This is a genomic window from Arcobacter aquimarinus (assembly GCF_013177635.1).
Lineage (GTDB): Bacteria > Campylobacterota > Campylobacteria > Campylobacterales > Arcobacteraceae > Aliarcobacter > Aliarcobacter aquimarinus.
On sequence record NZ_CP030944.1, the window covers coordinates 1099196 to 1123662 of the forward strand.

General features: G+C 25.6%; 19 protein-coding genes and 1 pseudogene. 10 read left to right on the forward strand and 10 right to left on the reverse strand.

Annotated features, from left to right (window positions below; all coding sequences use genetic code 11):
• Positions 1-28: 28 nt before the first annotated feature.
• Positions 29-1399, reverse strand: coding sequence for a MocR-like pyridoxine biosynthesis transcription factor PdxR (gene pdxR / locus AAQM_RS05395; RefSeq protein ID WP_129095120.1), 1371 nt, complete (start codon positions 1397-1399; stop codon positions 29-31).
• Between the two features lie 89 nt (positions 1400-1488).
• Between pdxR and AAQM_RS05400 the strand changes: the two genes are divergently transcribed.
• The gene (locus tag AAQM_RS05400) at positions 1489-1854 is read left to right on the forward strand and encodes an FMN-binding protein (RefSeq protein WP_129095119.1); all 366 of its coding nucleotides are present in this window, start codon (positions 1489-1491) and stop codon (positions 1852-1854) included.
• Between the two features lie 11 nt (positions 1855-1865).
• Positions 1866-2465, forward strand: a complete 600-nt coding sequence (locus AAQM_RS05405) for a pyridoxamine 5'-phosphate oxidase family protein (protein WP_129095118.1) — start codon at positions 1866-1868, stop codon at positions 2463-2465.
• 7 nt (positions 2466-2472) lie between these two features.
• On the opposite strand, the pseudogene AAQM_RS12755 reads toward AAQM_RS05405, so the two are convergent.
• From AAQM_RS12755 to AAQM_RS05450, 8 genes and pseudogenes are all read right to left on the reverse strand, one after another.
• Positions 2473-5697, reverse strand: a pseudogene (locus AAQM_RS12755) (efflux RND transporter permease subunit).
• A gap of 9 nt (positions 5698-5706) precedes the next feature.
• Positions 5707-6462 (reverse strand): efflux RND transporter periplasmic adaptor subunit, encoded by a 756-nt coding sequence (locus AAQM_RS05420; RefSeq protein ID WP_129095115.1) that lies wholly within the window; start codon positions 6460-6462, stop codon positions 5707-5709.
• The gene (locus tag AAQM_RS05425; RefSeq protein ID WP_129095114.1) at positions 6462-7811 is read right to left on the reverse strand and encodes a TolC family protein; all 1350 of its coding nucleotides are present in this window, start codon (positions 7809-7811) and stop codon (positions 6462-6464) included. The genes AAQM_RS05420 and AAQM_RS05425 overlap by 1 nt, the downstream gene beginning before the upstream one ends.
• Before the next feature lie 204 nt (positions 7812-8015).
• Positions 8016-8744 carry a flagellar type III secretion system pore protein FliP gene (fliP, locus tag AAQM_RS05430; RefSeq protein WP_129095113.1) on the reverse strand — a complete coding sequence of 243 codons (729 nt, stop codon included), beginning with the start codon at positions 8742-8744 and terminating at the stop codon, positions 8016-8018.
• A gap of 68 nt (positions 8745-8812) precedes the next feature.
• Positions 8813-10591: a penicillin-binding protein 2 gene (gene mrdA / locus AAQM_RS05435; protein WP_129095112.1), complete on the reverse strand. Its 1779-nt coding sequence runs from the start codon at positions 10589-10591 to the stop codon at positions 8813-8815.
• Entirely contained in the window at positions 10588-11028 is a 441-nt protein-coding gene (locus tag AAQM_RS05440; RefSeq protein ID WP_129095111.1) for a hypothetical protein, read from the reverse strand. The genes mrdA and AAQM_RS05440 overlap by 4 nt, the downstream gene beginning before the upstream one ends.
• Positions 11029-11096: 68 nt before the next feature.
• Positions 11097-11420 carry an EscU/YscU/HrcU family type III secretion system export apparatus switch protein gene (locus AAQM_RS05445; protein WP_129095110.1) on the reverse strand — a complete coding sequence of 108 codons (324 nt, stop codon included), beginning with the start codon at positions 11418-11420 and terminating at the stop codon, positions 11097-11099.
• A 2-nt stretch (positions 11421-11422) separates the two neighbouring features.
• Entirely contained in the window at positions 11423-13297 is a 1875-nt protein-coding gene (locus AAQM_RS05450) for a flagellar hook-length control protein FliK (RefSeq protein WP_129095109.1), read from the reverse strand.
• Between the two features lie 58 nt (positions 13298-13355).
• Between AAQM_RS05450 and AAQM_RS05455 the strand changes: the two genes are divergently transcribed.
• From AAQM_RS05455 to ftsZ, 8 genes are all read left to right on the forward strand, one after another.
• Entirely contained in the window at positions 13356-13850 is a 495-nt protein-coding gene (locus tag AAQM_RS05455; RefSeq protein WP_129095108.1) for a gluconate 2-dehydrogenase subunit 3 family protein, read from the forward strand.
• Positions 13847-15502 carry a GMC family oxidoreductase gene (locus AAQM_RS05460; protein ID WP_129095107.1) on the forward strand — a complete coding sequence of 552 codons (1656 nt, stop codon included), beginning with the start codon at positions 13847-13849 and terminating at the stop codon, positions 15500-15502. Before AAQM_RS05455 ends, AAQM_RS05460 begins: the two co-directional genes overlap by 4 nt.
• 58 nt (positions 15503-15560) lie before the next feature.
• Complete coding sequence (locus AAQM_RS05465) at positions 15561-16445, forward strand: hypothetical protein (protein WP_129095106.1); 885 nt, start codon at positions 15561-15563, stop codon at positions 16443-16445.
• A gap of 92 nt (positions 16446-16537) precedes the next feature.
• The gene (locus tag AAQM_RS05470) at positions 16538-16903 is read left to right on the forward strand and encodes a hypothetical protein (RefSeq protein ID WP_129095105.1); all 366 of its coding nucleotides are present in this window, start codon (positions 16538-16540) and stop codon (positions 16901-16903) included.
• On the forward strand, positions 16903-19233 hold the full coding sequence (locus AAQM_RS05475) for an AAA family ATPase (RefSeq protein ID WP_129095104.1): 2331 nt from the start codon (positions 16903-16905) through the stop codon (positions 19231-19233). Before AAQM_RS05470 ends, AAQM_RS05475 begins: the two co-directional genes overlap by 1 nt.
• A gap of 58 nt (positions 19234-19291) precedes the next feature.
• Positions 19292-20755, forward strand: a complete 1464-nt coding sequence (locus tag AAQM_RS05480; protein ID WP_129095103.1) for a peptidylprolyl isomerase — start codon at positions 19292-19294, stop codon at positions 20753-20755.
• 3 nt (positions 20756-20758) lie between these two features.
• Entirely contained in the window at positions 20759-22159 is a 1401-nt protein-coding gene (gene ftsA / locus AAQM_RS05485; protein ID WP_129095102.1) for a cell division protein FtsA, read from the forward strand.
• A gap of 8 nt (positions 22160-22167) precedes the next feature.
• The gene (ftsZ, locus tag AAQM_RS05490) at positions 22168-23304 is read left to right on the forward strand and encodes a cell division protein FtsZ (RefSeq protein ID WP_129095134.1); all 1137 of its coding nucleotides are present in this window, start codon (positions 22168-22170) and stop codon (positions 23302-23304) included.
• 61 nt (positions 23305-23365) lie between these two features.
• Here the strand turns inward: ftsZ and AAQM_RS05495 are convergent, their stop codons facing one another.
• Positions 23366-24466 carry a YeeE/YedE family protein gene (locus tag AAQM_RS05495; protein WP_129095101.1) on the reverse strand — a complete coding sequence of 367 codons (1101 nt, stop codon included), beginning with the start codon at positions 24464-24466 and terminating at the stop codon, positions 23366-23368.
• Position 24467: the final 1 nt, after the last annotated feature.

Sequence of the window (24467 nt, forward strand, 5' to 3'; positions counted from 1 at the left end):
AAAAATTAAAAGTTTTAACTTTTAATTTTTACTGAATTCTTTTAACTTTGAACCAAATTTCACTAAAAGTTTTTATTGCATTTTCTATTTCAAACTCTTCAAAACCACCAAATCCCAAAGCTACTACTTTTTCAAGATTAAAAAACTCTTTAAAATAGATTTTTACATCTTTTTCTTGGGCTCTTTTTTCAAGCTTTTCTAAATCAATATTTACAAGGGGTTTTATCAAAAAGTTTAACCCACTTCCTTCTCTTAAGATTTTTATCTCATTTTTTAAATAACTTTTTAAATACTCTTTCATTAAGTTATGTTTTTTTCTATTTGAATTTCTGATTTTTCTAAGATGTTTTTCCCAATAACCTTCTTTTAAAAAAAGTGTTAATGTTTTTTGAATATCTATTGGAACTTGTGAAAATACAAAATCAAAAACATCATGATAAATATTCAATAAACAGTTTGGCAAAACAATATAAGATACTCTCAAAGCAGGAGAAAGAGCTTTTGAAAAAGTACCTAAATAGATAACTCTATCACTATTTTCTAAACTTTGCATAGAAGGAATAGGGCGATTATAATAGCTTAGTTCACTATCATAATCATCTTCAATGATAAAAGCATCATTGTTCTTTGCCCAATTTATAAGTTTTATTCTATTTGCAATTGGCATTGTAATTCCAGTTGGAAATTGATGGGAAGGTGTTGTATATAAAATCTTTGAATCACTTTTTTCTAAAAAATTCAAATCTAAACCATCTTTATTTATAGGAATAGCATTTATTTCAAAAGAAGATAACTCAAATACTTTTCTTGCAACTCTATATCCAGGAGATTCAATAGCAACTTTATTTGAAATTTTTTTTAAAATATTTGCTAGAAGAAACATAGAATTAGAAAATCCATTTGTGATGACAATTTGTTCTGTATTACATATAACTGCTCTTGAGTTTAGAAGATATTTTTTTATCTCTTTTCTTAGCTCATAATCACCTTGAAAATTTGAATAAACTCCATAATGAACATCTTCTTTTACAACTTTATTATAAAGTTTTAACCACGTTTGTTTTGGAAAAGAATTTTTATCGAGACTTGCAGGAAAAAAGTTTATTTTATAGTTTTTTTCTTCTTTTATTTCATCTTTTTTATTTTCAATTTGAGAGTTGAATTTCTGGTAAATCTCTTCACAAACATAATAACCACTCTTTTCAAAACTTTGTATGTATCCTTCACAACAAAGTTGATTATAAGCAGTTTGAACAGTTGTTTTACTAAGTTTATAATCATTTGCAACTTTTCTTATGGAAGGAAGTTTTACTCCAGCTTTTAGCACATTTTTTATTTCATTTTTCATTTGTTCATAAAGTTGAATATAAAGAGGTGAATTGTTATCAAATTTATACATAACTGTCCTTATTAAAAAACTAAAAAGTGTATCTTTTATTAGGTACAAAATATTGATATTATACGAATAATTACTTAAAAAGGAAAAAGATGAACGAAAAAATAGAAAATATTTTGAAATATGAAGGTGTTTTTAGTGTAGTTGCCAAAGGCGATGATTTTCCTCATATCGTAAATACTTGGAACTCTTATGTTAGCTTTAAAGATAACAATATTTTTCTTCCAGTTGCAGGTATGAATAAAATGGAAGAAGTATTAAAAAATGAAAATAGAGTAATTGTTGTTATTGGAACAAAAGAACTCATGGGATTACATGGAATGGGTATGGGAGTGAAAATAGTAGGAAAAGCAAAAATATTTCAAGATATAGAAGAATACGAAGTAATGAAAACTAAATTTGAATGGGCAAGAGCAGTTATGAAAATAGAAATACTTGAAGCTTATCAAACAACTTAAAAAGGAAAAAGATGAGAAGAAAAGAGTTTAATGTAAAAGATGAAAATAGCATAAATGAGATATTAAAAGTTTGTGAATATGGCACTTTAAGTTTAATAAGCCAGGGGAAACCATATTGTGTAGCTTTGAATTTTGTATTTTTTGAAAATTCTATCTTTTTTCATGGTGCAAAAGAGGGAAGAAAAATAGAAGCTATAAGTTCAAACCCAAACGCAGCTTTTTTAGTAGTAAAACCATACTCTTTTATACCTTCATATTTTAGTGATACGATGGCTGCTTGTCCAGCAACACAGTTTTTTGCTTCAGTTTTATTTGAAGGAAAGTTGAAATTTATAGAAGATGGAAATAAAAAAGCTGATGTTTTAAATGCTTTGATGAAAAAGTTTCAAAAAGAAGATAGTTTTGAAGAAATTGCTTATAATAAAGCAATGTACACAAAAATGCTTGATAAAACGGCAATTATTGAGTTAAAAATTGAAACACAAAGTTGCAAGATAAAAGTAGGGCAAAATTTAAATGAAGATAGAAAAAGTAAAGTTATGGAAAAGCTAAAAAACAGAAATTTTCAAATAGATGATGAGACTATAAAACAGATGAAAATACATAGTTAAAAAAGATTTATAAAATCTTTTTTAACTGATTTTTTATAATAACAGGCACAAAAAACATAGAAACAACATAAGAGATAAGTGTTCCTCCTATTAGTGCAACTCCAAGTCCTCCAAATACTGCATCATTTGCAATCAATGCACTTGCGAAAACCATCGTTAAAACAGTTAAAATAATAGGTTTTGACCTTGTTGCTGTTGCTTTTGCAATAGCTTCATTTATTGTAAGATTTTTTTCAATTACAAGTTGTTTTGAAAAATCTATAATTAATGTTGAATTTCTTGAATTTATTCCAATAAGTCCAATAAATCCAATAAGTGAAGTTGCTGTTAAATAAAATGTATCTGGTGTTATTAAATCCATAATTATATGAGCAAAGATAACTCCAATAATTGAAATAAAACTAGATAATACAATCCCACCTGATATTGCAAAACTTTTATAATACATAACCATTAAGAAGAATATTAAAACAAGTGCAATTATAAATGCTCCACCTAAATCAATAAATGTATCAATTGTAACTTTTAATTCTCCATCAAAAACTAGATCAAATCTTTCACCTGTTTTTTTATCGATAAATGCAAGATTTAGAAGATTTGTTTTAATCACCTCATAATCATTTGATAAAGAGTTTAACATTTCATTTCTTGAATCAAGTAGTGGATAGATTTGACTATCTTTATTTGTTTCTGCGATTATATTTATCATTGGATTTAGATTTTTTGAGGTAATTGTTGGCTCTTTTATAATCTCTTTTATAGAAACTAATTCAGAAATATTTATCATATTTCCTTTATTATTCATAATCTTTAAAGTTTGAAGTTTTGTTTGTAATGATTGTTTTGAACTATCCTTTAAATTTTTTGAATCATCTAATCTTAAAAAGATTGGTATTTGACTTTGAACATTTTTATCATTTATAACAGAGATATTCATCCCTTCAAAAGCCAAATAAAGAGTATTTTTAAGTTGTTCTAAATCAATGCCACTAATTAAAGTTTTATTATTATCAACTTCTAATTCATACATTATAAAATCATCATCAGCCAATATATCAATATCAACTAATGTTGATTGATTTTTTAAAATTTTGGCTATTTTTAATGCAAAATCTCTTCTTGTTTCAAAACTATTTCCACCATAAATTTCAGCAACAATAGAAGCAAGTACAGGTGGACCTGCTGGTAATTCTATAAATTTGATATTTGCATCATATAAAGTACAATTTTTTTGAACTTCTTCCCTTATATTACTAACTAAATTATAAGAAGTTATATTTCTATCTTTTGCTTTTTTTATATTTACCATAAGTTCAGCTTGAGATTCTTTATCTTTTAATGCACTTTGTTTGACTAAAGCTGCAAAATCAAGAGGTTGTCCTTCTCCTATAAAAGCTGAAATATTAGTGATATTTTTTTCTTTTTGAAGATTTTTCACAATACATTGAATTATTTCTTTTGTTTGATTAATACTTGAACCATCTTTTAAATCCACATAAATTGAAAAAGTATCAGAATCTTTACTTGGAAGCATTTTTGCTTTAGTAATTTGTGTTGGAAAGGTTAAAACACTTAAAATAAATAAAATAAAAGTAATCAAATAAACTAAAAAAGATTTTGTTTTACTTTCTAAAATACTATATATAAATTTTTCTAATTTCATTAAACTATCCTACAAAATTTTTTTTACTAAATAAGGTGTAAAAGCATAAGCTATAAATAAAGACATAGCTAATGAAATAGGTACAAAAACAGGAAGAGGGTACATAAATTGCCCCATCATTCCACCAACAAAAAACATAGGTATAAAAGTCATTATAATTGCAATTGTTGCTATGTTTGTAGCATTTCCTATCTCATTTGTTGCATTTATTGAAAGAATATTTATATCCATATTTGGGGATTCTGTTTTATGTCTGTGAATATTTTCAATAACAATAATAGCCGCATCAACCAGCATTCCTAAAGATACTATTAGGGCAAAAAGAGTAATTCTATTTATAGTCTCTCCCAAAATAAAACCTATAAATAAAGTTAAAGATAAAATCATAGGAACCATTAAAGAAACAATCATAGCCTCTTTTCGTCCTAGTGTAAAAATAAGTAAAATAGCAATTATTACAATTGAAATTAAAAGATCTTTCACAAGTGAATTAACAGCATTATTTGCTGTGTAACCATCATCTCTAGTTATAACATATTTTATATTTTTTGCTAATAACTCATCTTTTATTGATTCCATATATGCAAAAATCTCTTTATTAATAGTTACAGAATTAGAACCTTTTAATTTAGAAGCAGTTAGAGTTAATTGATTTATCTCTTCAAAATCTTCAATTACGTTTCTCTCATAAATTAAAGCATCTTTTTTATTTTGAATATCAAAAGATTTTTCAACTGTTGCAATATCTTTTAGATAAATTGGTGTTTGAAAATTATAAGAAATGATTAGATTTTTTAAATCATTTTCATTTTCAATTGCTTGTTTTATACCAAATACTACAATATTAGAGTCGTTTGTATTTGTTGTAATATTTGGAGTTTTATAAGATAGTGCTTGAATTTGTTGCATAACTTGACCTAAAGATAAGTTATAGCTTGAAAGTTTGTTTGCATCAACTAAAACATTAAATTGGTCTTTTTTTTCACCTTTTAAATCAACTAAAGCTACATTTTTTATTTTATTTATCTCTTTTGTGATTTTACTTACTGTATTGTATAACTCAGTTTGTGAAACTAAATCTTTCCCTTTTTCTTTTTGGCTATAAAATGCAATTGTAGCTATTGGAATATCTGTATCTATATCCATAGTTTTGATTATTGGTTGCATTGCATTTTGTGGCATTAAATCCATATTTCTCATAACTTGGTCATATAGTTTTAGATTTGATTTCTCTTTATCTTCTCCTATATAGTATTGAACTTGAACAATTCCAACAGAATCTTTTGCATAAGAGTAAATGTGTTCAACCCCTTTTATCTCTTTTATTTTCTTTTCAAGAGGTTCTATTATTACTTTTTGAATTTCACTAGGAAGTGCACCAGGAAGCGCAACAATTACCACTCCACCACTTACTTTTATTTGAGGATTTTCTTCTCTTGGCATAAAAACTAAAGAGATATAACCTAAAGCTAAAATAAAAAACCCAAAAATAAAAGTCAAGGGATGATTTATAAAAGCTAAAGATAATCTTCCAGCAATATTTAGATTTTTATCAATATTTCCATTCATTTAAATTTCCTATTTCTTCAAATCTATTAAAACTTTTGAGTACATTCCTGGATAAACATTAAAATCTTTTTTATCAAAACTTATTTTAATCACAAAAGAGTGTGTCATACCAGTTGTATTTGGAATGATTGAACTAATTTTTCCTTTATCTTTGAAATTTATAGAGTTTATTTCAATGTCAACTTCTTGACCTATTTTTATATCATTTAAATTTGCTTCTGAGATATCTGATTTGATTAATAAACTTGATAAATCAGTTAGAATAAAAGCAGGCATTGCAGGCATAGATAATTCTCCTGCTTTTACTGATTTTTTGATTATTAAACCATCATTTGGAGCTTTTATTTTTAGATAATCGTATTGAGTTTTTATCTCATCTAGTTTTGCTTTAGTAATATTTATCATATTTTTTGTGTTTGTCAAATTTAATTCCATTTGTTCAACTTCATAAAGTGAAACTAAATCTTGAGCTAATAAATTTTTGTATCTTTTAAGATTTAACTCTATATTATTTGCTTGATTTTGCAAAATTTGAAGATTTAGTTCTATCTCTTTTTTATTTGAATCAATATTTGAAGAGTCAATCTCATATAAAATATCACCTTTTTTTACACTTGAGCCCTCATTTACATAAACTTCTTTTATGTATCCCATATTTCTACTTGTGATAATTTTTTCATTATCAGAAATAACTGTTCCTGAAAGTTCTATCTGATTTGCAAATAGATTTATTGATAAAATAGCTGGTAATAATAGTTTTAACATTAGTTTTTTCCCTCTTTGATATTTTTCCCTAAAATAAGATTTAAGTTTGCTAAAGCAAGAGATTTTTCATATCTTGCTTGAATTAACATAGATTCATTTTTTCTATAGTTTGCTTCTTGAGAAAGTAGTGTGGTCATTGAAATTAATCTATTTTTATATTGTAATTTTGCTTGCTCTAAAACACTATTTGCTAAATTTTTTGCTTCTATTTTTTCTTCTAAAATTGCTTCTTTGGCTTCTAAGTTTAAAATAGCTTTTTTAAGCTCAAGTTTTATTGCATCTTTTAACTTTTCTTGATTTAAGTTAGCTTTTGCATATTCTATTTTACTTTTTTGTTTTTCTATATTTCTTGTATCATCAAATAAAGTAAGAGAAATACCAATCAAAGCCATATAATAATCTTTATTCTTATCCAAAGTTAATCTATCATCATTAAATCCATATTCTAAATGTGAATAAATAGTAGGAAAATATGCACTATTTGCAATGTCTATATTTTTTTTAGTTGCATTAACTTTAATATCTTGCATTTTTATTTCATCTCTATTTTCAAAAGCAATTTTAAAAAGTTCATCTTTATTTGGAAAATCAAAATAGATATTTTTAAGTTCTTGAACATCACTTATTTCATCGTTTGAGCTTAAAAATTTAAGATAAGCTAAGGCTAATTGAAAATTGTTTTTTGCTTCAATTAGTGATGAATTTATATTAAGAGCATAAACTTTTGCTTCATTTACATCAATTTTTGTTACAAATCCCTCTTTATGAAAAGCATTTGCACTTTCAACTATTTTTGAAACAGCTTCTTTTGCTTTTTCTAAAGCAGTTACAAAATCTTTGGCAACAACAGCACTATTGTAAGCTTTTAAAACTTCTACTTCTAAACTTTTTTTATCAAGATTATATTTTAGTTCATTTGCTTTTTCTTGAAGTTTTAGAATATCTTTTTGATTAGAGAGTTTAAATCCTGTAAATAAAGGAATATCATAGGTTATTTTTGTGTTAAAGTTGTTTCTATCATCAGGATAGTTTAGATTTTTTGGTTCTGTAAAATCAGGTGCAGGCATTTCATTAAATCCAAAATCATTAAAACTAGCCTCTCTTGAAGAGAGTTTAGAATTAAAAACATATCCTGCGTGATTTGTTCTATTAAACTCTTCAGTTATGACCAATTTTCCATAATTTATAGAGTCAATCATTTTTGTATCAAGTTTTGCTGAGTTGATATTTAGTTTTTGTTGCTGTAAATCTTTGCTGTTATTTAAAGTTTGTGTTAAAACATCATCAAAATTTACACTTTGAGCATAACTTAGGGTTGTAAGTAATAAAGATAAATAAATCTTATTCATAAAGTAAGTTCCTATTATAGCTATAAAATGGTAATTATTATACACTAAAAAAAGGTTAATTCTTATTAATAATTATAAATAAAAATTATAATATAATCTACTATTTTTATAATTATAAGAATAATTTATCTATAAATATTTATTCATATTAATTTTTTATAGATTATAAATCTTATTTAAGCTAATTTACAATTATTTTTTAAGCTATTTAAAGGATTGAGCTAGATTTCCAATAATAAGCTGCCATCCATCAATTACTATAAAAAATATTATTTTAATAGGTAAGGATATCATAACAGGTGGTAACATCATCATACCTAAACTCATTAAAATAGATGCAACAATAATATCAATAACCAAAAATGGTAAAAAGATTAAAAAACCAATTTCAAAAGCAGTTCTTAATTCACTTACGATAAATGCAGGCATTAATAAAGTTAAAGGAACATCATCTATATTTTTTGGATTAGGTTCTTTTTTGATTCTATAAAATAAGGCTAAATCAGATTCTCTAGTATTTTTTATCATAAATTCTTTAAAAGGTTTAATACCTTTTTCAAAAGCTTCTTCATATCCTATTTTTTCTTCCATATAAGGAACAATTCCATCTTCCCATGATTTTTTTGCATAAGGTTCCATAATAAAAATAGTTAAAATAAGTGCTAAAGAGATAACAACTTGAGTAGGGGGAGTTTGCTGTAACCCCATTGCTTGTCTCAAAAGAGAAAATACTATTACAATTCTTGTAAATGAAGTAACCATAAGTATTAGTGTAGGTGCTAATACCATTAAAGTTAAAATAATTGCTATATTTATCGTTTTTACAAATTGAGCAGGTTCATTTAGTGCTGCAACTGAAAGATTAACTATAGGTGCTGTATCTTCAGCAAATGCTAAAATAGAAAAAAGAAATAAAGAAATAATAATTTTCAAAAAAAATCCTATTTAAAAAATGAAGTCAATAGTATCTAAAAAACCTTAAAAAATGGGATAAATAATTACTATTCAGTCGAAGTTATATATCCTAATTCATATAATTTATCATAAATTTTACTTGCAATTTCTCCCGTTGCTTCTCCACCACTTCCACCATGCTCAACTAATACAGTTACAGCATATTGAGGATTCTTAAATGGTCCATAAGTTGTAATCCAAGCATGAGATCTTTGATAATATTTTAATTCACTCTCTTTCATTCTTACTTTTTCAGATTGAGGAATAGAAATAACTTGAGCCGTTCCTGTTTTTGAGGCTATTGTTACTTTTGATTTTATATATCTTCTAGCTGTTCCTCTTTGAGCATAAGAAACATCATACATTCCTTTTCTCATAATGTCTAAATATTCAAAAGGAGTATTTAAATCTTTTGGTTCTTCATAATTTGCTTTATAAAAATGTGGTTTAGGTAGCTTTCCTGTTGCTATGTAGCCTGTATATCTTGCAATTTGTAGAGGAGTTGTAAGCATATTTCCTTGACCAATTGAAGTAATTACAGTTTCACCAACATACCAAGGTTGATTGTGTTTTTTTTCTTTCCACTCTTTATTTGGGTTAATTCCTACAAATTCATTTATTTGATCAACTCCTGTTTGTTGTCCAAAGCCTAATTTATCTAATGTATGAGATATTTTATTAATACCAATTTTTAAACTTCCTTTATAAAAAAAGTCATCACAACTCTCGGCTATTGCCTTTCTAAAATTAACTGTTCCGTGTCCAATTGATTTCCAACATCTAAAATTTCTATTTCCAATTGTTAAAGAACCTGAACAATTAACTGTATAGTTATCTTTTATACCATTTTCCAAAAATGATATAGCAACACCCATTTTAATAACAGAACCAGGAGGATATAAACCATTTATTATTTTATTTGTAAAAGGATGATTAAAATCATTTCTCATTTCATTCCACTCTTTTACTGATATACCTCTAGCAAAAATATTATTATCAAATTCAGGGAAAGATGCGGCTGCTAATAATTCTCCATTATTTACATCCATCACTATTACAGCACCACTTTTTGCTGTAAATATTTGTTGAATATATTTTTGAAGATTTACATCTAAACTTATTTTTATATTATTATCTGTTGATGGCTCTTTTTCAGCTAGAACTTCAATTTCTTGATTTAGAGCATTTACTTTTACATCTTTATAACCCATTTCTCCTTGAAGTTTAGAGTTATAATATTTTTCTAATCCATTTTTACCAATAATACCATTATATGAAGATAATTCATTATTTAAAATATCTAGTTTAGAAGCTTTCCCTACATAGCCAATAACATGAGAAGCTACCTCTTTTTGTGGATAAAATCTTTTTGTTGATGATTCTATTTTTATATCTTCTTGTGAAGCTAAAACAGTATATTTTGGGAAAAAAGTTTCATAAGGAATATAATCTATGATTTTAATAAATTCATGATTATATGAAGAATCATTTCTTTTGTACTCTTTTATTAACTTATCTTTTTCATACTCAGGAAAATGTTTTATTATTAAATCTACTATCTCTTCTAATTGTTCTTTGTGTTTAAATGAACTTAAATGAGGTTTTATTAAAATTGCAAATCCCATTTCATTAATAGCTAATTTTTCACCATTTCTATCTTCAATAATCCCTCTAATAGGAACTTTATTTATTCTATTTATATAATTATTTTTAGATAATTCTTCATAATAAGTATTTGATTTAATACTTAAAAAATAAACTCTTGAAAGTAAAGTAATAGTAATAGCTGTTATTAAAATAAAAATTAAGTTTAATCTTAAATTCACAAGAATGCTCCAAAAAATAGTAAATCTATAATCAAATTAGCAACCAAAGCAAGAAAAATTCTTTCATCAATACCAAAAGAAATAGCCCATAAAATTACCAATCCAATATAAAAAAATATGATATAAATATAGCTATGAATTAAGTTATAAGAGTCAAAGTTATCAACTTTAGGTAGAATAAAAATATAGATAAATAAAGATAATAAAGTTAAAGAAAAAGGCTTTAATCCACTGTTTATTTCAATAAACAAAAAAGCGATAATTACAAATATCAATGAGTATAAATATCTTTTTTTTAAACTTCTGTAAAATGCTGTAAATAAAATACCACTTAATGTAACAAGTAAAAAATGAATAGATGCAATACTATTTATAGTTATCGCAATCAGTAAAACAATAATTAAGAAGACTGGATTATCAAGGTTGTTTCTGGTCATATAAACTTTTTACTTTTGTATTTTAATTAAGTGGAAATCATTATATTATAAATACTCTTATATCAATCTCAAAGTTTATTTAAACTTTTTTCTTTTAGTTTTTCATCAATATTTTTTTTATTATTTGATAAGTCATAAATAAAAGAGAAAATTTCTGCAACAGCTTTATACATAGAACCTGGTATCTCTTTATCAATATCAATTTGAGATAAAAGTTCTATTAAATCTTCATCTTTTTGAATAGGAATATTATTCTCTTTTGCAATTTTTATGATATTAGATGCAGTTTCCCCTTTTCCTTTTGCTGTTAATTTTGGTGCATTATCTTTTTCTATATCATATTTTAGTGCCGCAGCTTTTTGTATAAAGTTTTTATTTATATTTTCTTGCATTTTTATGCTCTTATATCAATTCCAGAACTAATACTTTGATTATAAGCATTGTTCATATAGACTTGTGTTGGTTTATTTTCTTTTTTTTCATCTTCATTCATATCAAGAAGTTTGATATTAACTGGAATTAAATTTACACTATTTAAAGCAACTTTTAGTTTTTGCATATTATCTCTAATTGCAATTTTAAAATGTTCTCTTTGTGCATATATTGTTAAATCAAGTTTATTTTTATTATATAATCCCAGCATTAAATCAACTTTTCCAAAGTCTTTTAATGTAAGATTAATTTGACAGTAAAATTTATCTTCTTCACCTTTTTTCATGTTTATTGTTCCATCTTCCATCATTTCCCAAAAAAATGGAAGATAAACATAATTTGAATTTGAAGTTAAAGAAGTTAATTGATGATAATCTATTTGCGTTAAAAGTTTATCAATTTGTTTTGATATATCTTGAGATTTTGCATCAGTTTTTGAAGATAAATCATCTTGCATTTGTAGTAAAATAGATTTCATATCATCTGTAATTTTTGTATCTGTTTTTGGATTATTTGATATATCTTGAATTATATGTTCAACTTTATCTACTAATTTTGTTAGATGGTTTTGTAAATTTGAATTATTGGGATTTAATGTCTCTAAACTCTCTTTTAAATTGTTTAAAAGAGGAGTTAAATTTGATGCAAAATTATTTGAAAATGTACTCAAATTATTTGAAGAAGTTAGAAGATTCTGTAAATTTTCACCTTTTACAAATAAATCAGGCATTTTTAAAAGATTATCAATCATTGGTAAAATATTTTTATTTTGTAAAATAGGGCTTTGAATAATATCATTTTTAATTTGACTTAATAACTCTTTAGTTTGCGTATTTATTACTTCTTTTGCTTGTAGATTTTGTAAAGGAGAATCTTGGGTCATCAAAGTATTTAGTTGAGTTGAAAGATTTGCCAAAGTTTGTGTTTGATTTGGAGACAATGAACTATTTAAATTTTGTAAAGCAGTTGTAAGAGATTTTAAATTATTAGTAAATTCTACATTTGTGTTTGTTGTTTGATTACTATTTTGTGGAGTTTGTAAAAGTTTATTTAAAAGCTCACTTACTTGTTTTGCTTGAGGTGTATTTATATCTTTTACTAAATTTTGAATTTGATTTAAAATGCTATTTTCCACTTTTGATTCTACTAAAGAGCCATTATTTACTAAAGAATTTAGTTGAGTTGTAAGATTTGCTAAATTTTGTGTTTGAGTTGGAGTTAACGAATTATTTAAATTTTGTAAAGCAGTTGTAAGAGATTTTAAATTATTAGTAAATTCTACATTTGTGTTTGTTGTTTGATTACTATTTTGTGGAGTTTGTAAAAGTTTATTTAAAAGCTCAGTTACTTGTTTGGCTTGAGGTGTATTTATATCTTTTACTAAATTCTGAATTTGATTTAAAATAGTTTCAAGTTTTGTATTTGAATTTTGTGATAGTTTTGATTCTAAAAAAACACCAGAATTTTTAAGTTGTTCTTTTAATGTATTTGCATCCATATCTTTTATATTTTTTAAAAAATTTTCTAGTTGTGGTTTGAATTTTTGTAAAGTTTCATCTTGAGAAATATTTTCAAGCAAATTCGATAAGTTTGAAGATACATTTCCTAAATCTTTAAAGATATTAGAATTTTTTAAAATATTTTCAATAGTTGTGTTTGATTTTGTTCCATCTTTTAGATTAGTAAATAACTCTTTTAATACATCAGTTGCAGATGTAGAGTTATTTTTAACCATTTGTTCTAAACTTTTTGTATCTGCTTGTTTTAATACATCTTTTAGAACTTTGTTATCATTTGTAGTAAGAATATTTAATAAAGTACCATTTGAAACTAACATGATAAAAGTATAACATATCTAAATACTAACTAAACACTTTTTTAGTTATACTTTTTTTATGAAAAGAAGAAACTTTATAAAATTTACCACTATTTTAGGAATTCTGTCATCTACAAATTTTGTACTTGCAAGAACTTTTTCAAATGAAAATTTGATGATTTTAGATGAATTGTTAAATATAATATTTCCTAAAACCCAAAATATGCCAAGTGCAAAAGAGTTTAAAGCTTTAGAATATTTGGTACAAAATATTTCACATAAAACCTTTGATGATGAAGATAAAGCTTTGATTATTGATGGAACAAATGATTTTAATAGCAGTTTTTCTGAATTTTTAACTTTAAATCAAAATGAAAAAAAAGAGTTGATTTTTCAAATTATTCAAAACAGTTCTTATGCAAAATCTTGGGTGTCAAAGATTAGTTATTATGGAATTGAAGCAATGTTTAGTGACCCAATTTATGGTGGAAATTTTGAACAAATTGGCTGGAATAGTGTAAAACATAATATTGGCTATCCAAGACCTTTAAAAACATATGGACAAAAAATATGATATATGATGTTTGCGTAGTTGGAAGTGGAGCAGGTGCTGGCCCCATAATCTATGAATTAAGTCGTGCAGGTTTAAAAGTTTGTGTTTTAGAAAAAGGTGATATTTACAATGAAAAAGATTTTTCAAAAGATGAAATAGTTGTACGCCGTGATATTTATACACCAAATTTAAAAGAAGAATATCATACTATTGAAGAGTTTATTGATGGTTCTTGGCATAAATTTCCAACTTATGAAAGTGGTTGGAGTTTTTGGAATGGCTCACTTCTTGGTGGTTCTTCAAACTTTATGAGTGGATATTTTCATAGACTTAAACCAAAGGATTTTAAATTAGCTTCAACTTACGGAGTTCCAAAAAATTCTAATATCGTAGATTGGCCTATAAATTATGATGAATTAGAGCCATATTATACAAAGGTTGAAGAGCTTGTTGGAGTTTCTGGAAGTGTTCAAGAATATGCTTTTTTAGAACCAAGAAGTACAAAAGATTTTATCTATCCAGCTTTAAATGAAAATAAAATAGTTGATTTGATAGATAAAGCTTGTTCTGATTTGGATTATACTTCTATAAAAACTGCTAGAGCAATTATTTCAAAACAAAAAGATTTTAGAAATCCTTGTTATTATTCAAATTATTGTGGTTCATATTCATGTTCAAGTGGTGCAAAAGGAAGCTCACGGGCAAGTTTAATAAAAGATGCACTTCTTACAAATAATGTTGAAATAATTGCAAATGCTTTTGTTATTAAGTTAAATACGACAAAAGATAAAAAGATAAAAAGTGCTACTTATTTAACAAAAAATGGAACAAAAAAAGAGCTTGAAGCAAAACTTTTTGTAATAGCAGCTCAAGCTGTTGAAACTTCAAGATTGCTACTTAATTCAAAAGATGAAAACTTTCCAAATGGAGTAGCCAATAATAGTGGAAATGTAGGTAAAAATTTCCTTTCAAGTAGTGGTGGAATAATTAGTGCTACTTTTGATGAAACACATCTTCCTTTAAAAGATTTACATGCTTCTGGACTTTTTGTAAATAGGTCAATTATGGATTGGTATTATACGAAAGAGTTCAAAGGTGGAGTTATAGATTTATTATTTGAACATCAAAATCCTATACGAAGAGCATCAAGTTTACGATGGAAAGAAAACGGAGATTTAAGAATAGGAGAAGAGTTACAAAATGCTATATTTGAAACTTTTACCAAAACTAGAACTTTAAATATGGAAATTTTTCTTGATTGGACGCCAACTGATAACTCATTTATAAGTGTTGATGAAGAATATAAAGATAAATACGGTATTCCTGTTGCAAATATAAGAATTGGCTCACATGAAAGAGATTTAAAAATTGCAAATTTTATAAAAGAAAAAGCAGTTAAAGTTTTTGAAAAAATGGGTGGTAAAAATATAGTTTCTGATATATCAGCACTTCCATCATCAAATTTACAAGCTGGTGGTTGTAGATTTGGAGATAATCCAAAAACTTCAGTTTTAAATAAAAATTGCCAAGCTCATGAAGTTTCAAATCTATTTGTAACAGATGGAAGTTTTATGCCAACAGGTGGAAGTGTTCCTTATACATTTACAATTTATGCAAATTCGTTTAGAGTTGCTGAATATATAAAAAATAATTATAAAAAGATAATAGTTTAAATAATTTTTTAAATAAAAATAGGCTATTATCCAATCCTTTTTTAATAGGAGAGTTTTTTTGAAGAAAATAGTAATAATTTCAAGTTTGACTTTAACTCTTTTTGCAAGTGATGGTTATGTTCCTTTGAGTAATTTATCAGATAAGCAAAAGGAAGAATATAATTTTATAGATAAAAATAATGTAATTAATTTAGAAGAAAACAATAGTTATGAAAAAGTAGAAAAAGTTCAAGCTTTTGAAGAAAAAAAAGAGCTTAAAAAAGAGCCAACAAAAACTGATGAAGAGTTCATAGAAGACTATAAAAAACAAAATATTTTAAAAGATGAAAAAAAAGAGAGTTCAACTTTTTTTTCTCAAGACTTTTCTATTACTCCTAAACTTTCATATTCTTATCTAACTGTAGATGGTTATTATCCTCATAAGGTTAGACCTGAAGATAGAAAAAATATTATTATTCCAGAGTTATTGATAAGATATAAAAATCACATTTTAAAATATGAACAAATAAAAGTAAAAACATATTTTGAAAAAGTAATAATTGGTGATAATGATTTTGATATGAAAACTTCTTGGCAAAAATTAGCATATTTATACCAATATAATGAAAACGTGAATTTTGGATTAGCTTACAATATATATAAATCTGATAGTAATGTTTATTATAATACTTTGACAATTCCATATGAAGAAAGAGAAAAATTTGCTTCATTGGAAGTTAATTTTAAAAATCAAGAAAATAATTTACTTGCAGAATATGGTATTTCTTATGGAAAAAATCATGAAATAGACTATTCGTATGAATATTATTTAACTTTAGGTTATAAATTATTAGATAATGATAAATTAATTTTTAATGCTGGATATAAAAATAAAACAATTAGTATTGAAGATTTAAAATTTAAATATGAAGGTCCAGTTATAGGAATTAGTTCCACTTTCTAATTTAGTAAAATATTACATTTTGTAATATTTTACTTTCTATCATAAACTTTTAGATATAATAAACCAACAAATAACTTAAAAGAATAACTTAAATGATTTATGAAATAAATGAAAAACAACAAAGAATAAAGTATATAAGAGTTTTAGAAAAATTCTTTACAAGAACTGTATCTTTACTTAAATTGGAAAATTTTGACAAAGATTTATTTATTGCAAGAACTAGAAAAAACTATGAAGATTTAATAAAAACAAAAGAAGTTGAACTCTATTCTGAATATTACACAAATTTGAAGAATTTTATAAATAGGACTTTATTTTATTTAGAAGAGCATTCAAAATCTTTTGAAGAAGAAAGAGCTAATCTTTTAAAGGATGCAAATTTATTACAAAAAGAGAAAAATAGTAATAATTATAAAAAAGATAAGCATAAAAAACAGACTTTTAATGATGGATATTAATGAGTCAAGAAGAGTATAAAAGTTTCAAATTATCTGGAGTTATAAAAAAAGTTTTATATAAAAATGATGAAACAAAATACATAATTGCTGTTTTAGAAAATAATCAAAAAATTTGTGGTGCATATTTTGATACAGATATTGAAAAAATAGTTGGGGAAGAGGTTATTTTAAAAGGAAACTGGACTACTCATAAAAAATATGGAGTTCAATTTGAGTTTGATACTCTAGAACTTAAAGAGGCTGAGATTTTCTTTTTTCTTACAAAAATTGTAAAAGGTGTAGGGAAAAAATTTGCACATGAACTTTTAGAAAAATATAGTGAAGAAGAGTTAGTTGAAATTTTAAATGAAAGACCAAATGAACTTTTGGATTTTAAAGGAATAAAAGATAAAAAACTTGAAACTATAGTCTCTTCTTGGCAAAAGTTCAAACACTTAAGAGAACTTGGCTCTTTTTTAGGGAAGTTTGGTGTTACTTCAAATCTTATTACAAAAATATATTCAAATTTTGGTGAAGTTGAAAATCTAATAGACAAAATCAAAGAAAATCCATATATTTTGATAAATATAAAAGGAATTGGGTTTAAAAGAGCTGATGAAATAGCAAAATCACTTGGAATTGACCCTAAATCAGAGTTTAGAATAATGGCTTGTTTAAATTATACTCTAAGAGAATATTGTGATAACAATGGAAACTCTTCAATAGATAAATTTCATTTATATAAACTTTTAGATGAAAGTTTAAGATTTTCAAATGAAGAGATTTTATATGAACAAGCAATTTCAAAAATGCTCGTTGAAGAAAATATTTTTGTAACAAGTGAAAATAGATTAGCTCTTTCTATGCTTTATTATGCAGAAAAAAGAATTTTAGATTTTTTTGCTAGACGAAAAGACGAAAAAAATAGAAAAATTATTGCAACTTTTGATGAATATTTAGAAAAAAAACAGCAAACTTTAGGTTTTGAGTTAAGTATTGAGCAAAAAAAAGCAGTTGAACTTATAAATAGTGGTGAAAAAACTCTATTTTTGATAGGTTATGCAGGAACTGGAAAGTCAACTTCAAGTAGAGCAATACTTGAACTTCTTGAAGAGATAATGAGTTATGATGATATTATGACCATTGCACTTAGTGGAATAGCAAGTCAAAGAATAAGTGATACAACAGGTTATAACTCTTCAACAATTCAGAGTTTACTTGTAAAACATAAAGAGAAAGATTTTTTCCCATATAAAGCTATTTTACTTGATGAAGCTTCGATGGTAAATTCAGTAACTTTTTATCAAATTATTTCAAAAATTGATGATGATACGATTTTTATAATTGTTGGTGATGATGGGCAATTACCAGCAATTGGTGCTGGAAATGTTTTATCTGATGCTATAAAATTTGAACTAGCTCCAATTTGTAAACTTACTAAAATTTATAGACAAAATGAAAATCAAGCAATAGCTGTGATTGCAAATGATATAAGAAAAGGTGAATTGCCAGATTATAAGCAAGAGTATGAAGATTTTAAATTTATTGATGTTTCTATTTCAAACTATTATTCAAGAAAAAATTCTGTTTCTTCAAATGAATTTGCAGATTTAAGGGGAGAAAATAGTGAATATATTTTAAATAATATCTTAAATATCTCTTCAACTTATATCCAAGATTATTATGATTTTATAAAAAAGAAAAAAATATCAAAAGCTTTGACACTTTTTCAAGTAATTACTCCTATGAAAGGTGGGATTTTAGGTGTTGATAATTTAAATATTCAACTTCAAAAACTTTTTAATCATACAAAAGGAAAAGCTTTTGTTTCAAAAATTTATGAGTATAAATTAACAGACAAAGTTATTCATATAAAAAATGAAAATATGAGAGCTCAAACTATGAGTATGTATAAAAGTGGTTCAACAGATTTTTTAGAAAGAAGAGTTTATAATGGTCAATTGGGACTTATAATAAAACTTGATTTTGATGAAGAAAAATGTATAGTTTTATATCCAAATGATGATATGGTTGTATTTTATGACTTTGAAAATGTTCATAGTTTATTATCTTTAGCATATTGCTTAACTATTCATAAAACTCAAGGTATGGAATATGATAATGCTTTAATTCCTATGAGTTTTTCTCACTATATCATGCATAATACAAAACTTTTATATACTGCAATTACAAGAGCAAAAAAAATGTGTTTTATTGTAGGTGAAGAAGAAGCTTTTAAAAGTGCTTGTAAAAAACTTGAAATTACTATTAGAGAATCAGTTATAAATGATTTATTAAGTAAAAAAGAGCAAAATTTTGAATCTCAAAATATAGAAATGATAACAATTTAACAAACATAAAAGCAACTTTTTTGTAATATCTCTAAAATTTTTAAGAGGATTATAGTTTATGATAACGTGGATGCAAAGACATAAAAAGTGGTTAGTAATTACTATTTGGATAAGTACAATTGCATTCGTTGGAGCTGGATTTGTTGGTTGGGGTTCTTACGAGTATGGAAAACAAGGTGGAGTAGTAGCAGTTGTTGGTGATAGAGAAGTTTCAGTTGAAGAATATCAACAAGAGTATTCGAACCTTTATGAACAATATTCAAGAATGTTTGGACCAATGTTCAACAATGAACTTGCAGAACAATTGAGATTAAAAGATATAGCTTATAAACAAGTTTTACAAAAAAATTTGATTATGTCTTATGCAGATTCTTTAGGTCTTGATGTAACAGATGAAGAAATAGCAAAAGAGTTAGTAAAATATGATGCTTTTATGAAAGATGGAAAATTTGACAAAGATACTTATGTAAAAGTTTTAAGTCAAAATAGAATGACTCCAAAAGATTTTGAAGAGTCTTTAAAAAGAGGAATCTTATTACAAAAAGTTCAAGGATTATTTGAGATAGATCCGACACAAAATGAGATTGAAAATATTAGTAAATTATTATTTTTAGAAGATGATATTACAATTAAAATTTTGTCTCTTGATGAAGTTAATATTCAACTAAATGATGAAGAAATTAAAAAATATTGGGAAGAAAATAAAAATTCTTATATGTCAGAAGTTTCTTATGATTTAGAAGTTAAAGAGATACCTTTGATTAGTGCAAATTCTACAGAAGAAGATATAAAATCACATTATGAAAAATTTAAAATTGATTATAAACATGAAGATGGAAAAATTAAAACTATCGAAGAAGCAAGAGAATTAGTAATCAAAGATTTAGATGAAAAGTTTACAAAAACTGAAGCTTTAAAAATATATTTACAACTTAAAAAAGATGAAGATAAATTTGATAATGCAAAAAGATTCTTAGAATCACAACTTCCTTATTCTTCAGAAAATAATTCAAAAATTGTAGAAACAAAAGATTCTGAAATTATAAAACCATTTTTTGATAATAACAAATATTTTATTGTTAAAGTTGTAAAAAAGAATTTATCGCAGCCTTTAACTTATGAAGAAGCATCTGTTCAAGTAAAAGCAGATTTTGAAAAAGTTCAAAAAGAAAAAAAATTACAAGAAATAGCTAATGAACAATTAAAAGATTTCACAGGTGAAGAGATTTTAGGAGTTACTAGAGAATCAATTACTAAAATTCCAGGTTTAGAACAACAACAAGCAGCTAAGTTTTTAAATCAATTATTTTCAGCTACAACAAAAGAAGGTATAGTAAATTTAGATAATAAAGTTGTATTATATAGAATTAATAATTCAAAAATGGCTGAATATAATAAAGTAAAAGATGAAGTAGTAAAAGGAACTATAATCCAACTTCAAGATGAAGAAATTATGTTGAATTTATTGAAAAAATTAGAGAATACTTTTACAGTTCATTCTTCAATCCAAGAAAAGGAGTAATAATTGAATAACACTTTTTTAGCAATAGATATAGGTTCATCAGTTGTAACGGCTGTTATTGCAAAACATGATTTAGAAAACAATATAAATATTTTAGGTACAGGAATACAAAAAAGTAATGGAGTTAATAAAGGTATTATAATTAATATCGAAGAGGCATCAAAAGCTATAAAAGATGCTGTTTCTGTTGCAAAAAGATCAACAACTGAATTAATAGATACAACTGTAGTATCAATTTCTGGTAGTTATTCAAAAAGTATAAGAAGTAGTGGTTCTGTGAATGTTCCAAATGGACTTATAACAGAAACTGAAATTAATCAAGTAATGCAAATGGCTTTATATAATGCAACAATAGTTCCTGAATATGAAGTTGTACATGTAGTTCCATTATTTTTTAAGGTTGATGATTCAGTTGAAGTAGATAATCCTTTAAATATGAATGGTTCAAGACTTGAAGTTTCAGTTTATATTGTAACTGCTAAAAGAACTGCATTAACAAATATTAAATCAGCTTTAAAAACTTCAGGGATAGAAGTAGTAAAATTTGTTTTAGACTCTTATTCATCTGCGCTTGCTGTTTTAGATGAGCAACAAAAAAAGTTTGGAGCAATAGTTATAAACTTGGGTTCAACAACTACAGAATTTGTATATTTTAAAGGTAATTCTATTATTTTTAATGGATTTATACCTGTTGGTTCAAATCACATAACAAATGATTTATCAGTTATGTTACATACTCCTCCTACAGCTGCTGAAAAGATAAAATTAGAATATGGTTCTTTAATTAGAAATTATTCACCAAATAATGAATTAGGTGTTACAAAAGTAAAAATCCCAAGAATAGGTGATGAAGAGAGTGTCTCTGAAGTTGCTTTAGATTATATTCAAACTATTATTCATGCAAGAGTTGAAGAAATTTTAGTTTTAGTTAAAAATAAATTGAAAAAAAGTGGTTTATTAGATAATACAGGTTCAGGTATTGTAGTAACAGGTGGAATGAGTTATTTAGATGGAATAAAAAAATTAACAGAGAGAATTTTTGAAGGTATTCCTATTAGTGTTTCTAATCCTAAAAATATAAAAAATGGTTTTATGAGTTTTGATGAAGCAAATATGGCTACAATTGTTGGATTATTATTTTATGCTTTAGGTACTAATAGAAGTTATCAGTTAGATTCAAGTAAAAAATTAATTAAACCAATTAAAAAAGATAGAATAAGTGAACCAAAAATTTCTTTATCTAATACATCACCTGAAAGACCTATTTTAAATGAAAATAGTAGCAATAGTATAAATAAAGAACATATTCAAATAAAAGATAATGGAGCAATTTTAACACCATTGATAAAAGATAAGAAAAAAGGTGTTTCTAAGTTCTGGAGTAAAGTATCGGAGTGGTTTTAATGGAAAAAATGGAAAATTTATTTAGAGTGGATGACATAAAAGTTGATATGCCAAGTAAAGTTTTATCTGATAACGTAGCAAAAATTGCAGTTATTGGAGTTGGTGGTGGTGGTTGTAATATGATAAACCACATGATAAATGAAGGTTCTCATAAAATTGATTTAATCGCTGCAAATACTGATTTACAAGTATTACATATTTCTAAAGCTCCTAAGAAAATCCAATTAGGACTTAAACTTACTAAAGGTTTAGGTGCTGGTATGAAACCAGAAATTGGTAGAGATTCTGCAGTTGAAAGTTATGAAGAGATTAAAGGTTCTTTAAAAGGTGCTGATATCGTATTTATAGCTGCTGGTTTAGGTGGTGGGACTGGGACTGGTGCTGCTGCAATAATAGCAAAAGCTGCAAAAGAAATAGGTGCTTTAACAGTTTCAGTTGTAACAAAACCATTTGCTTGGGAAGGTAAAAAAAGAGCAGGATTAGCAAATCTTGGACTTGAAGAACTTAAAAAAGTGAGTGATTCAATAATAGTTATTCCAAATGATAGATTATTAGAAATAATTGATGAAAATGTTGGGATGAAAGATGCCTTCAAAATAATAGATAATATCTTATACCAAGCTGTAAATGGTATGTCTGAAGTTATTTTAAATCCAGGAAATTCTGATATTAATACTGACTTTGCTGACGTTAAAACTATTATGCAACACAAAGGTATGGCATTGATGGGAATAGGGCGAGCAAAAGGTGAAAATGCAGCTCAAAGAGCATTGGAAGATGCTATTGATTCTCCATTACTTGATAAAGTTTCATTAAATGGTGCAAAAGGTATTTTAATTCACTTTAATATTCATCCACAAGTTTCATTATTTGCTATTAACGATGTAATGGGAACTATCAATGATAGAATGGATTCTAATGCTGAAATTATTTTTGGTACAACTTCTGATAGTACATTAGAAAAAGATGAAGTTAAAATAACTATTGTTGCAACAGGTTTTGAAACAAAAAATGAAGAAATAGAAGAGCCTTCTGAAAATATAGAGGAAAATGAAAATAAAAACAGTGTAGCTTCTGATAGTGAAAATTATTTAGATATTCCACCTTTAATGAGAGATTATATAGTTCAATATCCATTAAATTAATAAGATATATTACTAAATAAAAAAGGGGCTTAAACGAAAGTTTAAGCCCCTTTTTTTACCTTTAGATTTGAAAATCTAAAGGCTTATTTTTATCTTTTTTATTTTCATCATCCCATTCAAAAATAAAACACATAGGTAATTTTTCATATTTATTTAGTATTCTAGCTGTTATTACACCTGAAATAAATATTGAAACAATAGCTAAAGCTGAAGAAAAAGCAAGAGTTGAAAGACCCGTTAAACCTTGTCCAACTGTACAACCAATAGCCATAATTCCCCCTGTTCCCATTAAAGCTCCACCAATCATATTATATTTTACTTTATTTATATTTTTATTTGCAGTACAACCAAAACTATATTTTTTGTTCATTGATGACATGATAAAAGTTCCTATTAAAACTCCTATTATCATACTAACTCCAAAAGATAACTCATTTACTTCATAATATGTAAATAATTCTAATGTTTTAGCCGTTGGATAAACAAAACTAATTCCACTTAATGCTATATCTCTTTCCATACTATCTTGACCAATAACTCCTGTAACAAACCAAGCAATAGCTACTAATAATCCAACTAAAACTCCATCAAATAGAGTGAAAATTCTTTTTATTTTTTTTGTTAAAATAAATAATATAATTGCCAATATAATTAAAATTACAAAAATATTGATTCTAAAATTTTCAAGATTTGATGAAAGTTCAATTAAAAAGCTATTATTAATAAATGGATCAAAAATTCCATATAAAAAACCTTTTGTAGTTGCATAGGCAAAAATAGCTATAAATAATAGTGTAATTAAGGCATTAGAGTCACCTTGTGCATATTTTACTAAACTTCTACTACTACAACCATCAGCAATCATCATTCCAGCACCAAACATAAGTCCACCAAAAATAATTGCAAGATAGTTTATATTATTTTTAAAATAAGCAGATTGTGTTAGATCTATTTCAAAATGATTAGCCATTAAATTTGTAGAGATAATTGCAACAATCATTGCCATAATAACTGATGCACCTCTTTTTGTTGATTTTATTAAAACATAATCTTTTATTGAACCACTAAAACAAAACTGATTTTTTTGTGCAATCATTCCAAATGCAAGTCCAATAATTAATCCTAAAATATTGACTATTTCGTAAGTTTCCAATTCAAACATC

Coding starts and splice junctions, on each gene's coding strand:
- pdxR (WP_129095120.1), bottom strand. CDS start 1,399: ATGTATAAATTTGATAACAATTCACCTCTTTATATTCAACTTTATGAA.
- ftsZ (WP_129095134.1), top strand. CDS start 22,168: ATGGAAAATTTATTTAGAGTGGATGACATAAAAGTTGATATGCCAAGT.
- AAQM_RS05455 (WP_129095108.1), top strand. CDS start 13,356: ATGAAAAGAAGAAACTTTATAAAATTTACCACTATTTTAGGAATTCTG.
- AAQM_RS05440 (WP_129095111.1), bottom strand. CDS start 11,028: ATGACCAGAAACAACCTTGATAATCCAGTCTTCTTAATTATTGTTTTA.
- AAQM_RS05425 (WP_129095114.1), bottom strand. CDS start 7,811: ATGAATAAGATTTATTTATCTTTATTACTTACAACCCTAAGTTATGCT.
- AAQM_RS05405 (WP_129095118.1), top strand. CDS start 1,866: ATGAGAAGAAAAGAGTTTAATGTAAAAGATGAAAATAGCATAAATGAG.
- AAQM_RS05420 (WP_129095115.1), bottom strand. CDS start 6,462: ATGTTAAAACTATTATTACCAGCTATTTTATCAATAAATCTATTTGCA.
- AAQM_RS05450 (WP_129095109.1), bottom strand. CDS start 13,297: ATGTTAGTTTCAAATGGTACTTTATTAAATATTCTTACTACAAATGAT.
- AAQM_RS05445 (WP_129095110.1), bottom strand. CDS start 11,420: ATGCAAGAAAATATAAATAAAAACTTTATACAAAAAGCTGCGGCACTA.
- AAQM_RS05460 (WP_129095107.1), top strand. CDS start 13,847: ATGATATATGATGTTTGCGTAGTTGGAAGTGGAGCAGGTGCTGGCCCC.
- AAQM_RS05480 (WP_129095103.1), top strand. CDS start 19,292: ATGATAACGTGGATGCAAAGACATAAAAAGTGGTTAGTAATTACTATT.
- AAQM_RS05470 (WP_129095105.1), top strand. CDS start 16,538: ATGATTTATGAAATAAATGAAAAACAACAAAGAATAAAGTATATAAGA.
- AAQM_RS05475 (WP_129095104.1), top strand. CDS start 16,903: ATGAGTCAAGAAGAGTATAAAAGTTTCAAATTATCTGGAGTTATAAAA.
- AAQM_RS05495 (WP_129095101.1), bottom strand. CDS start 24,466: ATGTTTGAATTGGAAACTTACGAAATAGTCAATATTTTAGGATTAATT.
- AAQM_RS05400 (WP_129095119.1), top strand. CDS start 1,489: ATGAACGAAAAAATAGAAAATATTTTGAAATATGAAGGTGTTTTTAGT.